The 15,651-nt window shown below is 40.8% G+C and carries 12 protein-coding genes; 5 read left to right on the top strand and 7 right to left on the bottom strand.

Annotation, left to right across the window (positions count from 1 at the left end):
• Positions 1-67: 67 nt before the first annotated feature.
• Positions 68-1,021 (bottom strand): signal recognition particle-docking protein FtsY, encoded by a 954-nt coding sequence (gene ftsY / locus IEY67_RS12510; RefSeq protein ID WP_122357266.1) that lies wholly within the window; start codon positions 1,019-1,021, stop codon positions 68-70.
• A 122-nt stretch (positions 1,022-1,143) separates the two neighbouring features.
• The gene (gene nspC / locus IEY67_RS12505) at positions 1,144-2,283 is read right to left on the bottom strand and encodes a carboxynorspermidine decarboxylase (protein ID WP_183671584.1); all 1,140 of its coding nucleotides are present in this window, start codon (positions 2,281-2,283) and stop codon (positions 1,144-1,146) included.
• A gap of 419 nt (positions 2,284-2,702) precedes the next feature.
• Here nspC and IEY67_RS12500 point away from each other — a divergent pair, with 419 nt between their 5' ends.
• The 3 genes from IEY67_RS12500 (at position 2,703) to IEY67_RS12490 (ending at position 6,111) form a co-directional block, all read left to right on the top strand.
• Positions 2,703-3,062, top strand: a complete 360-nt coding sequence (locus tag IEY67_RS12500) for a BlaI/MecI/CopY family transcriptional regulator (RefSeq protein WP_122357268.1) — start codon at positions 2,703-2,705, stop codon at positions 3,060-3,062.
• A gap of 17 nt (positions 3,063-3,079) precedes the next feature.
• Positions 3,080-4,417: a M56 family metallopeptidase gene (locus IEY67_RS12495; protein ID WP_183671583.1), complete on the top strand. Its 1,338-nt coding sequence runs from the start codon at positions 3,080-3,082 to the stop codon at positions 4,415-4,417.
• Positions 4,418-4,650: 233 nt separating this feature from the next.
• The gene (locus IEY67_RS12490; protein ID WP_183671582.1) at positions 4,651-6,111 is read left to right on the top strand and encodes a TlpA family protein disulfide reductase; all 1,461 of its coding nucleotides are present in this window, start codon (positions 4,651-4,653) and stop codon (positions 6,109-6,111) included.
• A gap of 164 nt (positions 6,112-6,275) precedes the next feature.
• On the opposite strand, the gene IEY67_RS12485 is transcribed toward IEY67_RS12490, so the two are convergent.
• The 3 genes from IEY67_RS12485 to IEY67_RS12475 form a co-directional block, all read right to left on the bottom strand.
• Positions 6,276-6,494: a DUF6722 family protein gene (locus IEY67_RS12485; protein WP_122357271.1), complete on the bottom strand. Its 219-nt coding sequence runs from the start codon at positions 6,492-6,494 to the stop codon at positions 6,276-6,278.
• A 311-nt stretch (positions 6,495-6,805) separates the two neighbouring features.
• Positions 6,806-9,142 carry an ATP-dependent helicase gene (locus IEY67_RS12480; protein ID WP_183671581.1) on the bottom strand — a complete coding sequence of 779 codons (2,337 nt, stop codon included), beginning with the start codon at positions 9,140-9,142 and terminating at the stop codon, positions 6,806-6,808.
• 37 nt (positions 9,143-9,179) lie between these two features.
• The gene (locus tag IEY67_RS12475) at positions 9,180-11,390 is read right to left on the bottom strand and encodes an outer membrane beta-barrel family protein (protein ID WP_183671580.1); all 2,211 of its coding nucleotides are present in this window, start codon (positions 11,388-11,390) and stop codon (positions 9,180-9,182) included.
• Between the two features lie 205 nt (positions 11,391-11,595).
• Here IEY67_RS12475 and IEY67_RS12470 point away from each other — a divergent pair, with 205 nt between their 5' ends.
• Both IEY67_RS12470 and bla read left to right on the top strand, forming a co-directional pair.
• Positions 11,596-12,513: a helix-turn-helix domain-containing protein gene (locus IEY67_RS12470; RefSeq protein ID WP_183671579.1), complete on the top strand. Its 918-nt coding sequence runs from the start codon at positions 11,596-11,598 to the stop codon at positions 12,511-12,513.
• A gap of 20 nt (positions 12,514-12,533) precedes the next feature.
• Entirely contained in the window at positions 12,534-13,427 is an 894-nt protein-coding gene (gene bla / locus IEY67_RS12465) for a class A beta-lactamase, subclass A2 (protein ID WP_183671578.1), read from the top strand.
• A gap of 15 nt (positions 13,428-13,442) precedes the next feature.
• Here bla and IEY67_RS12460 read toward each other — a convergent pair whose 3' ends face one another.
• Entirely contained in the window at positions 13,443-14,600 is a 1,158-nt protein-coding gene (locus IEY67_RS12460) for a MalY/PatB family protein (protein ID WP_183671577.1), read from the bottom strand.
• Entirely contained in the window at positions 14,597-15,463 is an 867-nt protein-coding gene (locus IEY67_RS12455; RefSeq protein WP_122357275.1) for a DUF3737 family protein, read from the bottom strand. Before IEY67_RS12455 ends, IEY67_RS12460 begins: the two co-directional genes overlap by 4 nt.
• Between the last annotated feature and the right edge of the window lie 188 nt (positions 15,464-15,651).

Here is a 15,651-nt window from a genome sequence, read left to right as displayed (position 1 = left end):
GTATCAAATACGTAATTGTTACACACCCCCTGCTCCCTCTCAAGAGGGGAAAAGTTACTTTTAAATATTATTCTCCAAATAATGAGTTGACAAATTCCTTTTTGTTAAAGACCTGCAGATCTTCCATCCCTTCACCCAGACCGATATATTTCACTGGGATACGGAAATGGTCGGAAATACCGATCACCACACCTCCTTTAGCTGTTCCGTCCAATTTAGTGACAGCCAACGCATTCACCTCCGTTGCGGCCGTAAACTGCTTAGCCTGTTCAAAAGCATTTTGCCCTGTGGAACCGTCCAGCACCAGTAAAACTTCGTGGGGAGCATCCGGAATGACTTTCTTCATCACATTCTTGATCTTGGTCAGCTCATTCATCAGGTTTATCTTGTTATGCAGACGACCTGCCGTATCGATAATCACCACATCGGCATTATTAGCCTTGGCCGAACTAAGCGTATCGAATGCCACAGAAGCCGGATCTGAACCCATTTTCTGTTTTACGATAGGGACACCGACACGTTCACTCCAGATAACGAGTTGCTCCACAGCCGCTGCACGGAATGTATCGGCAGCTCCCAGGTAAACATTTTTCCCGGCTTTCTTGAACTGATAAGCGAGCTTTCCGATCGTAGTCGTTTTACCGACCCCGTTCACACCGACCACCATAATGACATAAGGCTTTTTATCTTCCGGCAGAGTAAAACTTTCAGCATCTTCCGTATTATTTTCGGTCAGCAGAGTTGCGATTTCATCACGCAACAATGTTGTCAGTTCCTGGGTAGTCACATATTTGTCACGGGCTACGCGCTTCTCGATGCGTTCGATGATCTTCAACGTTGTGTCTACACCGACATCGGAAGTAATAAGCACCTCTTCCAGGTTATCCAATACTTCATCATCGACTTTGCTCTTACCGGCAATGGCCCTGGTGAGTTTAGAAAAAACATTTTCTTTGGTCTTAGATAACCCTTTGTCTAAAGTTTCCTTTTTTTCTTTACTGAAAAAGCTAAAAATACCCATATATTAATCCGCTTAATTTATTTCTGCTTAGAATGAGACCGCTAAGTTACAACTTTTTTAGTTGACAGGTGACAGTTGACAGTGGAAAGTTATCTAAAAACTGTCACTTGTAAACTGTCAACTTAACCATTTCTCCCTTTATAATCTTCGTAGCCGAATGTCCGGTATAGAACCAGTTTGTCATCCTTACTCCACAGAGCCAATGACGGATGTGGTATTCCGTTGAACATGGACGTTTTTACGATTGTATAATGGATCATATCTTCAAAGATAATCTTATCTCCTATTTTCAACGGTTCATCAAACGACCAGTCTCCCATATAATCACCGCTCAGGCAACTGTTTCCACCGATACGGTAAGTCGGTTTTCCTTCTATCCGGTCAGTGGCATTACGGATGGCCGGCTTATACGGCATTTCCAGGCAATCCGGCATGTGGCAGGTAAACGACGCATCGATTATAGCAGTCTTTATACCGTGGTTCTCCACGATATCCACAACTGTGGTCAACAGGAAGCCTGTTTGCCAGGCAAAAGCACTTCCCGGTTCCATAATGATTTCTAAATTAGGGTATTTAGCCTTGAATGACTGAAGTAAAGATATCAGGTGTTCCGTGTCATATCCTTTTCGTGTCATCAGATGTCCGCCTCCCATATTCAACCATTTGATATGAGGAAGGAAACGTCCGAAACGCTTTTCCACTTCCCCCAATGTTTTTTCCAGATCATACGAAGAGGATTCGCAAAGCGTATGAAAATGGAGTCCTTCTACTCCTTCCGGTAACTTGTCGCCCAACAGGTCTGAAATAACTCCCATCCTTGAACCCGGTGCGCAAGGATTGTATAACTCGGTTTCCACATCCGAATATTCCGGATTGATGCGCAAACCGCATGAGACCCGGTTCCCATCCGCTTTTACCATCGGATAAAAACGCTCAAACTGAGATAACGAATTGAAAGTTATATGACTGCTATATTTCAATATGGCAGGAAAATCAGCTTCCGTATAAGCCGGGGAATACGTATGAGCCGGACTTCCCATTTCTTCAAAAGCCAACTGTGCTTCAAACTTCGAACTGGCCGTTGAATACGGTATATACTCACGAACGATCGGAAAAGATTTCCACAAAGCGAATGCCTTGAATGCAAGAATTATATTCACTCCTGCCCGCTCTTTTACACTTTTAATAAGTGCCAGGTTATTACGAAGCAGTTTCTCTTCCATCACATAACAAGGAGATGGTATTACGTTGAAATCGATCATTTAGTTTCTTTATTCAATTAAATAAGCTACAAAGATAATGTTATATTCAGAATATCCCAGTATACCAAGCGGAAGAAGATAACGTCAGCTACAAATCTTAATACAGATAAGAGAGTAAACCCTCTGCCACAACGTTGGCAGAAGAGTGCCAAGCTAGTGGCATTACTGTGCCATGCCTGTGGCACTCTTTTGCCATAGTAATGGCACCAGTTGTCAGTAACATGAAAAAAGTACTTTTATATAGGTATTACATAGGCAACTAGCAAGCATCCGACATTTGCAGTAGTATTACCCCTGCAATGACACAATAGTATTTGGTCCCCTTTAACAATATTTACAAGGCTTCCGGTTGTATATCTACTAAATATTAGTAGATTTGCTAAAAAATAGTAGACTATTAATCAGAAAATTATAGACAGATGGAACGATTGACAGCACAAGAAGAAGAGATCATGTTGTATATATGGAAGTTAGGTCCTTGCTTTATCCGGGATATCCTGAATGAAATGCAGGAACCCCGTCCTCCTTATACCAGTGTCGCATCCGTTGTGCGCAACCTGGAACGTAAAAAATATGTCTCGCCGAAGAAGTACGGAACAATTACCGAATTCTCACCTTTGATCAAAGAGGCAGACTACAAGCGGACTTTCATGTCGAATGTTGTCAGGGACTACTTTACGGGCTCTTACAAAGAAATGGTTACGTTTTTTGTAAAAGACCGGAAGTTATCTAAAAGCGATCTGCAGGATTTGATGAACCTGATTGAAAATGAAGAATAATTAAAAAACGCTCTGCTATGACGCCGCTATTTATCTATTTCATCAAAGTAAACCTGGCGTTGGCTTTACTTTATATAAGTTACCGCCTGTTATTCCGTAATGATACATTTTTCGGACTGAGACGGATAACGTTATTGGGCATGTTGCTGATCGCTTTTCTATATCAATTGCCTGATATCAGTAATTGGCTGTCAACACGTCCGACCATATCGGAAATGATTTCCTATTATTCAACGATCTTACCCAAGGAGATACCTGTCGAGGCTGCCGCAAGTATGGACAAAACGGCCAATGAAGCGAATATGGATTGGGGAAAAGCAGGCATGAACGGCTTTATCATCATCTATCTGTCCGGAGTGCTGATCTTAACCATCCGGTGCATAGCTGAAATGATAAATTTATTCGTAACACATCGGCGGAGTAAAAAGCGTATGATCGACGGAATTAAGGTATATCTGATCCCGGAAACGGAAGAACCTTATTCTTTTTTCCGATGGATCTTCATCCCTGCGAAACTACAGAATGAGCTCATATTGGGAGAAATACTCCAGCATGAAGCGGCCCATGTCCGGCAAGTTCACTCTTTCGATGTCTTGCTCGGAGAGTTGGTTTCTGTTATTTGCTGGATAAATCCGTTTGTGTGGCTCTTCAAGAAAGAGATCGGCATAAACCTGGAATATCTGGCAGATCAGGAAGTTATGCATGCCGGATACAACAAGAAAAAATATCAGTATCACCTCATAGGATTGGAACATTCAGATACGGCTATAGCAAATCTATATAATAATTTCAGTGTCTTACCATTAAAAAAGAGAATTTCTATGTTAAACAAAAAAAGGACGAATAATGTCGGAAAAGTAAAGTATCTGGCATTAATCCCGATGGCTGCTGCCATGTTGTTATTCAACAACATCGATGTAATGGCGCGGATTGTAAATAGCCGGACAACGGAAGCCCCTAAAGCGCTTGTTGCTGCAACGACTCCCGAATTTGTCCCGGCAACGATAGCGGAAGCACCGCTTCCTCCGGATGATGACAAAGTGCACACTGTTTGTGAAGTGATGCCTGAATTTCCAGGTGGACAGGAAGCGCTGTTACAGTTTTTATCAAAAAGCATAAAGTATCCGACAGAGGCTTTTGAAAAGAAAGAAGAAGGGCGTGTGTCTCTGACATTTATCGTAGAGAAAGATGGTAGCATATCAGACATCAAAGTTGTACGCAGCATCTCTCCTTCGCTGGATGCAGAAGCCTTACGGGTTGTTAAATTAATGCCTAAATGGACTCCGGGTAAAAACAAATCAGGTGAAATCATAAGAGTCGCTTATACTGTACCTGTTATTTTCAGATTACAATAATCAATCCGGTTTAACATCTATTTCCCTTTTTTGAGTAGACACAAAGAAGGCATGAAATCTTCAAAATGCTGCCAGGCGATAATAAAGATAACATGCCCCACCCTCTCGAAAAAGGGAAATATTTTTATTAGTAGTTAGTACTTACAAAAGTATAGATTTTTATTAGATTCGTACTCCTTACTCGATATAAAATCGTATTTTTGTTTACAAAGTATCTTGTAATCCCGAATCCCATGAAACGACTATTATTACCTCTGATTCCTTTTTTATGCCTGTCTTGTAATCCATCCGACAAAGAATATAAGGATTACTCGAAGGAAGTTATTATTACCGGAAAAGTCTTGAACAGTGATTTTTACCCGCAGGAAAAAGACTTAACACTTATCGTTCCGTTTTTCCGTGACCAGGAGACGAAATATGTTGTACCTATTGCTGAAGATGGAAGTTTTTCGTTCCGTTTCTCTCCTTACGCCAAACTCCGGAATGTGCAGATCAGTAAGTATGCAGACCATTTATTTGTCAGTCCGGGCGATAGCCTGCATGTGGAGATAGACTTTAAAAACATTCTTAATCCGAAGATATCCGGAGATGCCGAAAAAAGGAATCAGGAAATAAATACTTTCGCACAGAGCGGACGCTATTATATAGAAGACTATTTAATCAGAAGAGATCTGGAACCGGAAGCCTTTGAGACTGAGTTACAACAGGAATATCAACTGCGGCAAGAACGCAGACAGGAGTTTCTCGACACATACAAACCGGACGAAGAGATACGGCAATATACGGACAAACTTTTGAAAATCGATTATTATCGCATATTGATCGACTATCTCAGCACCCGGAGCTGGCAAAATAAAGATATCTCAAGATACAACGAACAGGAGATATTTGCTAAAGCCGACTCTCTTTTTGAAGGGGAGATCATTCCGTCAAATATATTCAAGTTGACAGAAACCATTAGTTCTTTTATTACTTGTCAAATATATAAAGTAAAGAAAGAGAAGACTACTTTTGATGATTTCGTGGCTTATCCCACAGGGAAAAATATCAAGCAATATCTTTATGCTGCATCAATCTCACGGTCGCTAGTATCAAACGACACAACGCTTTTCTCCAGTCGGCAGAAACAACTTGATTCGATTGTACATATTCCTGTTCTAAGCCAGGTGCTTCATTCGGCTTATCAGAACAAAAAAGATTTTCTGAAAAATCCCCGTACCGTATCTAATTATATGCTTTACGGGAACTATTCCGATATGCCGGGTTTGAAAGTCGATATGGATTTTATGAAACCTGTTTATGAGATAATGGACAAATATAAAGGAAAAGTAATTTATCTGGATTTCTGGACTACAGCTTGTTCTCCCTGCCTGGGTGAAATGGAACCGCTCAAAAAACTTCGTAAAGAGTTTTCTCCGGAGGATGTCGTTATGGTAAGCATTTGTGCCGGTGGTCCCAGAAAGACATGGGAAGATTTAGTGAAACGGCTGGATCTGCAACAACCGGGAATCGATTGCCTGTATCAAACGGACTTTGCGGATGATAAATCTTTAATAAAAATATTGAACCGACTGGAACTAAAAGGCTATCCTCATTATCTATTGCTCAACCGCGAAGGAATCATTGTGGATTACGGAACAGTAGTACGCCCCAGTGATCCTCGAACCAAACAAAAAATAAACAGTCTGTTATGATATAAAAAGCCAATAGATTCATAATTGATCTATTGGCTTGATTTTATTTGTTTTAGAAATCTCCTTTTACAATTTATCGATCCACCGCTTACCTGCTGGGGTTATCGTATAAATATAAATACCAACTGCGACGATTGCTAATATTCCAAAAGTTATCATTTTCTTTATTTTAAGATGTTATTACCAATACGGGCAAATGCAAAAACGACTATGAGTCCCAAAAATACTACATAACACCATTTAATTTCAATTCCCTGAAAAAATGATATTATTCCCCCCAAAACCATTGCCGCAAAAGTTAACCTTGACAGATCGTAAAAGTACTTACCCATTGTCTCTTTACGGACTTTTTGCTTTTCTTGTTGAACTATAAACTTTCCCATAACGTAAGATTTTAATTGTAATCAGTTACAAATGTAATTATTTTTTCATCTATAAGGATAGATTATCAAATTATTTTCATTCAAGTAAACCGGATTTAGTATTAAGATATTGCAAGATACAAATTAGACTGGGGCATTAATGGATAATATTCTTTGAAGGTGATGCCGATCTCTATCTCAAAGACAAAAATCAGAACTATATCCAAACGGATCTTTTTGAATGCTGATGTACCATTCCAGTTCGTCTATATGAAGATGGAAGTTATGACCTTTTCGCTCGAATCCTGCATTTTGAGAATTTGTGAACTTATTTACTTTATGATTGTCAACCGGGCAAATTTTAAAAGTAACTGTTTTTGTCCGAAATGAGTAAATGCCACTGTCGCTTTGGCATTGCCTCCATCTCCTTCGATAGCAATAACTTCACCTTCCCCGAAGCGGTCATGGCGTACTTTGGCTCCGACACATAAACCGGAGAGATCGGAAGCTGGTGCAGAAGACGATACCGGAGAGGAAGTTGCAGTTTCCACCTTTCTCAAACGCTGACGTTGTTGTGCCTGTGCCACAGGAGAGATAAAAGACGGTTCTTCTTTCTCCACTGCCCGAGGCTGCTGGAAAGGTGAAGAAAAAGCCGGACGTTCAAAGCGTTCACGGGCAGCAGCAAACGTATCTGCTGACGAGTCTGCCGGAAGTTCCAGAAACTGCACATCGATATCTTTCAGGAAACGACTGGGAGAACACATGGCACTCTGCCCGTTCCGGAAACGGCTCTTGGCATAAGTCAGTACACAGTTTTCTTCGGCACGGGTAATTGCTACATAAAATAAACGACGTTCTTCCTCCACCGCACGCGGATTATCTTTCGACATGGACGACGGGAATAGTTCTTCTTCCAGACCGACTACAAACACATTTCTAAATTCCAATCCTTTGGCAGCATGAACAGTCATCATGGTAACTTTATTCGCCTGTTCGTCTTTGTCATTATCCTGATCCGTCAACAGGGATATTTCAGAAAGAAAGTCTGCCAGAGAAACTTGTTCGACTCCTTCCTCGCGTCTCAGTTCGCAAAATTCAGCGATGCCTTTCAATAACTCCTGCAGATTCTCCTGTTTACTGATCCCTTCTACCGAACGATCCTGAAAGAGCGTACTGACGATTCCACTCTCCTTTACGACCATAGCAGCCATTTCTTCAGCGGAAAGACGTGCATTCTCCTGTATAAACCGTTCGATCATTTCACGGAAATCGGACAACTTCTTCGCCGTCCCACTATTGATCGGCAACGCATAATCAATCGGCGCATTCAGTACGGTCCAAAGACTTACGTTATTTTCCGTAGCAGCACTGATTACCTTATTAACCGTTGTATCACCGATTCCCCTGGAAGGATAATTGATAACACGTTTAAAAGCCTCTTCATCATGCGGGTTGACTATCAGGCGCAGATAAGAAATTACATCCTTCACTTCTTTACGCTGATAAAAAGACAAGCCGCCATATATTTTGTAGGGTATTCCTCTTTTACGAAGCGCCTCTTCCAGAATACGCGATTGGGCATTTGTCCGGTACAGAATGGCAAATTCGGAATAATCATAATCCTTGCGCATCCGCATTTCATTGATCATAGCTGCTACTGCGTATCCTTCTTCATAATCGGAATAGGAAGAAGAGACACGGACTTTACTGCCTTGCTCCTTTTCCGAATATACGTTCTTGAATATCTGTTCTTTATTCTTATGGATCAGACTGTTTGCCGCATTTACGATATTCTGTGTAGAACGGTAATTGCGTTCCAATTTGAAGATACGGCAACCCGGATATTGATTTTTGAATTGCAGGATATTATCGATATTGGCTCCGCGGAAAGAGTATATACTTTGAGCATCATCTCCCACCACACAAATACGGCGATGTTGCTCGCAAAGTTTCTGAACGATCAAATGCTGGGCAAAGTTTGTATCCTGATACTCGTCAACCAGTACAAACTGAAAGAAGCTACGATATTTTTCCAATACTTGCGGATGGTCGCGAAACAGGATATTCGTTTGAAGCAGCAGATCGTCGAAGTCCATTGCTCCTGCCTGCTGGCAACGGTTCTGATAGCGCTTATATATTTCACGTAACAAAGGGACTTTCGAATCTATATCATGCTGCATCAACTCCTTGGATTGCTCATAAGCCTTCCAGGTGACCAACGCATTTTTAGCATTCGAAATACGGCTCTGTATCATTCCGATACGATACACTTTATCATCCAGCTGCATCTCTTTGATAATCGCTTTCAGCAGACTCTTCGAGTCGGATGCGTCGTAAATCGTGAAGTTGGAAGGGTAACCGATATGTTCTGCTTCATAGCGAAGGATACGTGAAAAGATCGAGTGGAACGTTCCCATCCATAACCGGCGTGCCGTCTGGTCACCGGTTATCTTTGCAATACGTTCTTTCATTTCACGTGCCGCTTTGTTGGTAAAAGTAAGTGCAAGAATACTCTGAGGTGCCAGCCCCAAATGTACCAGATAAGCTATCTTATAAGTAAGTACTCTTGTCTTACCGGAACCGGCGCCGGCAATCACCAGCGACGGCCCTTCATTATATTTAACAGCTTCGCGCTGACTCTCATTTAGTTGATCCAGATATTCTTCCACGTACCTTCTCTTTTTAGGAATACAAAGGTACTAATTTTTATTTATTTGAACGTTCCAGGTCGTCGTTCGTGATACTACGGGCAACCTTCCTCACATTCTCCTTCAATTCCCCGAAACGGTAACTTACTGAAATACCGAATGTATTATCGTAATACCGGATTTTCTGGGTGAGATTAAAATCCGGATAAATTTGTTTACCGGTTCCTTTCCGGTTAGGTTGCAGGAAATTTTGTCCGCGTAAAGCCAGCGTCAGTTTCTCTTTCATAAACGATTTAGAGATCGTTGCTCCGTAATAGTAAAATAAATCAGGATGATAACCCAGCGATATTTCCTGTTTACCGCAACCACCGGATAAATTGATACGCCATCCCCGGTTCAGCTTCTGTGAGAAATTGGCATATATACCTCCACTTACTCCCTGATTATCCAGTCCGGGAAGTAGAGTTTCATACTTCTTGTCGACCCACAAGTTCAGATAATAAAGAGATGCATTGACCGACAACGAAGTCTTAGCGGAAGGATTATATCCAACATAACCACCTAGTCCTCCGCCTCTTATATTTTCCAGATTTGCATAGGTATGATTCTGCACATTATTCGCATCCAGGAACTGATACTCACCGACCCCTTTGCGGGATTCAGTATAAAGCACGGTTGCCTGCATATTGAAGTTGGAGGCAAAATAGCTATAAGCCAATGTAATGCGATGATGTTTCTCCGATTTCAAATCCGGATTTCCGTAGTTGATACTCTTTCCCGTTATCGAGATATAAGGATTCAGACGGTCGATACCCGGCCTGCGCAAACGTAAATTATAAGACAAACGAAGACTCTGAAGATCGCTTATTTTAAATGATCCGGACAAAGACGGCACCCAGTCGGTTGCCTGATAACCGAAATCCTTTCCATCGCCTTCCTTATAGGTTACGTCCTGCCAGGTATGTTCCATCCGAAGGCCGCTTTTGACTCCCCATTTTTTATATGAATAGCCGTAACCTGCATAAACAGCCATTATATTCTGCAAATGTCTATAATCGAGAAAAGGTTGATAATCCGAAGGACTCCAGTCATCCGATTCCTGTCTTTTCACTTCTGAAATCGCTTTGCTGCTACTGACCCGGCGTATATATTTCAATCCGCTTTCCATACTATGTTTTTCAGTAAACGGATTTGTATAATCCAGTTGTAATGTATGTTCGTCACTCTTTGCTTTATTCCGTTGATGGTTAAAATTTTCCAGATATTCCAACGAAACAGCATCTCCTTGTTTATCTATAATTTCTGAATAATTATTGGTGTTTTGTGGAGAATAACCATACTGATATGACAATGTAAGCATCTCTTTCTTATTTCGCCTGAAAGAACGTTGATAATCTGCTTTTATCGAATTATATCCCCATTTATCATAATCATTCCGGTCATGCCCATAAGAATATACAGGTTCATATCCGGCGTCTTCCATGGAATAGCTAACGAAACTGTTCGATTTGTTATGCCCATTATTCAAAAAGCCAGATAAGGTTATCAGGTTAAGAGAATCGATCTCCAGACTAGCTTCCAGGCCTCCATAATGTCCGGGTGTTTTATAGGAACTATTGTTATATTGGTTCAGGTAAGTTTCTTCAGGCCTGTTAAACTGCTGCTGAAAAGATTCGGCCTTTATCTTACTTTTATAATGGCTGAAAGAATAATTGGCAGAGAGTGATAACTTGCCGTATTTGATCGTAGCATATCCTCCTATCATCTGCATTCTGTTCAACAAGATCGTGTTCAGATCTGCATTGTATCCTTCGAACTCCGAACCTTTGGTTATAATATTCAGTACCCCGCTAACCCCTTCTGCATCATAACGTGCCCCGGGATCGGTAATGACCTCTATCTTTTTAATCGTATTAGCCGGTATACTCCGCAATGCTTCTTTCGGATTATTCGATAATATACCGGACGGTTTACCATTCATATAAACACGGAAGCTACTGCTGCCGTTTACTTTGATATCGTCATTACCGTCGACAGTTACAAACGGGACTTTCCGAAGCATCTCAAGCAATGTATTAGTTTTCGAATCGGGATCGTCCGCTATATTATAAACGGTCTTATCCACATCTGCCTTTATTAATGGCTTGGCTGCAACCACGCTCACTTCCGATAGTTCGATTTCTTTGAGGGACAGGGAATCAACCTGTCCGCATACTTCGATACTTTTAGAAAGTAAGATCAACACGCATAAACCAACTATTTTTTTCATATAATATATTTTAATTGAATTATCCGAAACAAAAGTAGACGGCAAAAGGAACGACGGTATAAATAATTGGCGTACATCTGTCTGACATTTATCTGACAATTGCATGACATCCCGTTATTTAGCGGATTTCACGAAAATAGATACGAATGTTACCGGTACGGATTACAATAAATTCTTATCTTCGGGCGTTAATAAAAGAAAAACGATGAACACACGGTTAGCAGCAAATCTATCGGTTATTTTTACAGCCTGCATGCTTGTACTATCATTCAGTTTCGGCTTTCATAATTATTCGGAAGCACAGAAAGCAATCGTTTCGGATCTGAATCAGGCATTGCAGCAGACTATTATGCAAAAGTCCGGACAATGGATGAATCAGGATACACTTAAAACTTATTCGCGCTTGTCTGCTCTTTTCGGAAATCCGGTCTCTATCGAAAGTTATAATAAAGATTTTGCCGAAGCATTGAAGTTTGAGCAACTGAAAAAGAAAAGCGGTATTATTGTACACGTAAAAAATAAGAAAACAACAGATAAATCTATCGCATACGTAACTCCTGAAAAAGACCAAACACAGAATTATCTGGCAAGCGATACCGTTATCTGGCTGAGTGCCAACCTGAATATCCCCGAAGCATCACAGGAAGAACTGGGAATTTCTTTTCAAGGATATATCAATTACTCGACTACGGATATTCTGGCACTTACAGATAAACGAACTCCTTTGATACTGTTGATCGTTGCCATCTTGTCCGGTGCCCTTTCTGTCTTTTTATTTCGTCGCAGAAGCGCAAGCCAGCCACAAGAAGAAAAGACGTTGGTCTTCGGAAATCTGACTTTTTCCTGTCACCATGCATGTTTCTATAAGGAAGACCGGGAGAAACTAAAACTTACTCCGCAACAATACAAGATCATGGAAATGTTTTTCCTCTCCTCCTCCCATATCCTGCCAAGAGCAGATATCTGCGATACACTATGGCCGGGGAAAGACAATGCCGACGAAACGTTGAACACTTTGATCCGACGTCTGCGTCCGCTAGTAGAAGATAACAGCAATTTAAAAATAACGACCGACAGAGGAAGAGCTTATCAGTTGGAGATCAAAGAAAGCATTGCGGTATAAATGTTATTCATTTTATATTTATGAAACACATACGTATTATTTTTTGTACTCTTTTCTGTTTCTGCTACATTGCCGGTTTGCAGGCACAGTCAGAGCAATTAAAAGCCAATATTCAAGAAATTATCAAAGATAAAAAAGCCCGGATAGGTGTAGGCATCATATTAAATGGCAAAGACACTGTTACCGTTAATAACGAAGACCGGTATCCGATGATGAGTGTATTCAAGTTTCATCAGGCATTGGCTGTACTCAATTATTTGCAACAAAACAATCTGCCTCTCGATACCCAAATATGGATAGAGAAAGAGGATATGATCGAAAACACCTACAGTCCGTTGCGTGATAAATATCCCCAGGGAAATGTATCCCTTCCGATCAGTGAACTGTTGAAGTACACTATCCAGCTAAGTGATAATATAGCTTGCGACGTCTTATTCAAATATATAGGCGGTCCTTCTGTTGCGGATAAGTATATCCGTTCCTTAGGTCTACAGCAATTCTCTATCGTAATCACCGAAGATGATATGCATCTGGATTTATCAGCTTGCTACCTGAACTGGAGCACTCCGTTGGAGGCTGCCCGTTTATTAGACATCTTACTTACCCGGCCATTATTTAAAGAGGAATATCAGGAATTTATCAAAAATATCATGATCGAATGTGAAACCGGAAAAGACCGTTTGCCACTGCCATTATTAAAAACAAAGGCAGTTATAGGACACAAAACCGGTACCAGTGATCTGAATGAAAAGGGACAATTTATTGGTACAAATGACATCGGTTTTGTTCTGCTTCCGGATGGAAGCAGATACACTGTTGCTGTATTTATCAAAGATTCAAATGAAAGTATGGAAACAAATGCGAAAATCATAGCTTCTATATCGGACGTGATTTATAAATACCTCACTGAATGAGGTATTTATATCCTCTTATTTCAAAGCACGTCTAAGCCTGCCTAAACCATCGATCAGAAGCGCTCTCGGACAAGCAATATTGATGCGAATAAAGTACTTACCCACTTCACCATACATGTTTCCTTCGTTTACCAACAGTTTTTCCTTATCCAGCAAAGTCTTCACAATCTCTTCCGAAGATTGTTTCCGGGCGGAACAATCGACCCAAACCAAATAGGTTCCTTCCAACGGTAAAACTTTCAAATGAGGGAGATACTTCTCAAAATATCTTTTCAGGTAATTATAGTTGCCCAGCAGGTATTGTTTAAGTTCTTCCAACCATTCTTCACCTTCATTGTAGGCAGAGATCAGGGCTTCAACTCCAAAAGGATTCACATCGCAGACCTCGTTGATATTAATCGCCTTGTCTATTTTCATACGCACATATTCATTGGCAGAAATAATGTTTGCTATCTGTAATCCAGCCAGATTAAAAGCCTTGCTAGGTGAAATACAGGTAACGGAATTCATCAGGAACTCTTTCGAGATGGAGGCAAAAGGTGTATAAGAATGCCCCGGAAAAACGAGTTCGCAATGAATCTCATCAGCGACCACCCATACCTCATTCCGAAAACAAATTTCGCCGATATGCATCAATTCCTGCCGGGTCCAAACTCTGCCTGCCGGATTATGCGGGTTGCATAAAAGTAATAATTTGACTTTTGGATCGGAAGCTTCTTTTTCCAAACCATCGAAATCGATCCGGTAAGTTCCATCGGTATAAAGAAGTGGATTGGTGACCACTTCGCAACCGTTATTACGAATAGAGGAGAAAAAGCAATTGTAAACCGGAGTTTGTACCAATACACGATCGCCCGGCATGGTCAGAGCTTTGATTATGGCTGATAAGGCCGGAACTACACCAGAAGTATAGATAATCCAATCTTCCTTTATTTGCCAACCGTGCCGTCGCATGAACCAGTTCGTTACAGCTTCGTAATAAGCGGAAGGCACTTTGGTATAACCGAAAATGCCATGTTCCACTCGTTTGTGCAATGCTTCAACCACACAAGGGGCTGTGCGGAAATCCATATCGGCTACCCACATGGGAAGGACATCCTCTTCTTTCGCTGTATCCCATTTATAGGAATTACTTCCACGACGGGGTATTATTTCATCAAAATAGTATTTCATTGATTGAAGCAAGTTATGTTATCCCACAGTCTCAGTTCACAATTTGCCGGTCGCAGGATGTTTTCATCAATAATGATTTCATTATAACTTTCAGCCGTAATACATCCGGTACGCGGATTTTTTATGCTATGTACCGGGCTGTTAATGGTAGCTTGTACACTGCTATATTCAAAACAAAGATCAGCATCATCCGCCATTGTACAGTTCTCCATCACCAGGTCATGTGCATAGCAAAGAGCCTGTGTTCCTGATATTTTGCAATTTACCAGACGCAGGTTATGTGAGTGCCATCCCAGATATTCACCGGTCAGTTCAGAATCGTACACTGTCACATTTTCAGTATTCCAGAAGGCATCTTTCGAATGGATAACGGCATTACGGATTTCGACATTCTTGCAGTACTGGAATGAATAATTCCCATTCTGGCTGTAATTCTCAATATGAATATTCTCTCCGTGCATAAACAGGTAATCTGCTTTGTCGACCTGTACATTCTTCAGTTCAACGTTGCGGCAATGCCAGAATGTTTCCAACGCATTGGATAGTTGCACATTCTCTAATTTGATCCCATCCATATCACGGAACATCTTCGGGGCTTCTACAATAGTGTCAGTCATTTGCAGATTCCTTGAATACCATAAGGCAGCACGTGCTCCATCAGTAAAAAGACAATTTTTCAGGATAAAGCCATCGTTATGCCAAAAGGGATATTTACCCTCGAAGCGGCAGTTTACCGCGATGATATTACTGCATTCTTTTAAAGCTGATTCACCTGTATGAATCGTTACATTTTCCAGTTGTAAATCATGTGTCGCAAATAAAGGACGTTCGCCTTCATATTCTCTGTTCTTAATAATTTCCATAATTCAATTAATTAGTTTATTCGTTATTTTATAATTTCTATTTGTTTTTTATAGCAAGACTTTACTGAAGAAATCCGTCTGCTTTTCCGCATGGTTATTTTCTACACTACAAAATTACAATCGGGATATAATATCTTTTGTAGACAAATTACTGGTATCATAACCCAAATTACAGAAATTCAGAATAT

This window comes from Parabacteroides faecis (genome assembly GCF_014647375.1).
In the GTDB taxonomy this organism is placed as follows: Bacteria; Bacteroidota; Bacteroidia; order Bacteroidales; family Tannerellaceae; genus Parabacteroides; species Parabacteroides faecis.
The sequence above is the reverse complement of the archived record's forward strand: the minus strand, read 5'-3'. Positions and strand labels throughout refer to the sequence as shown.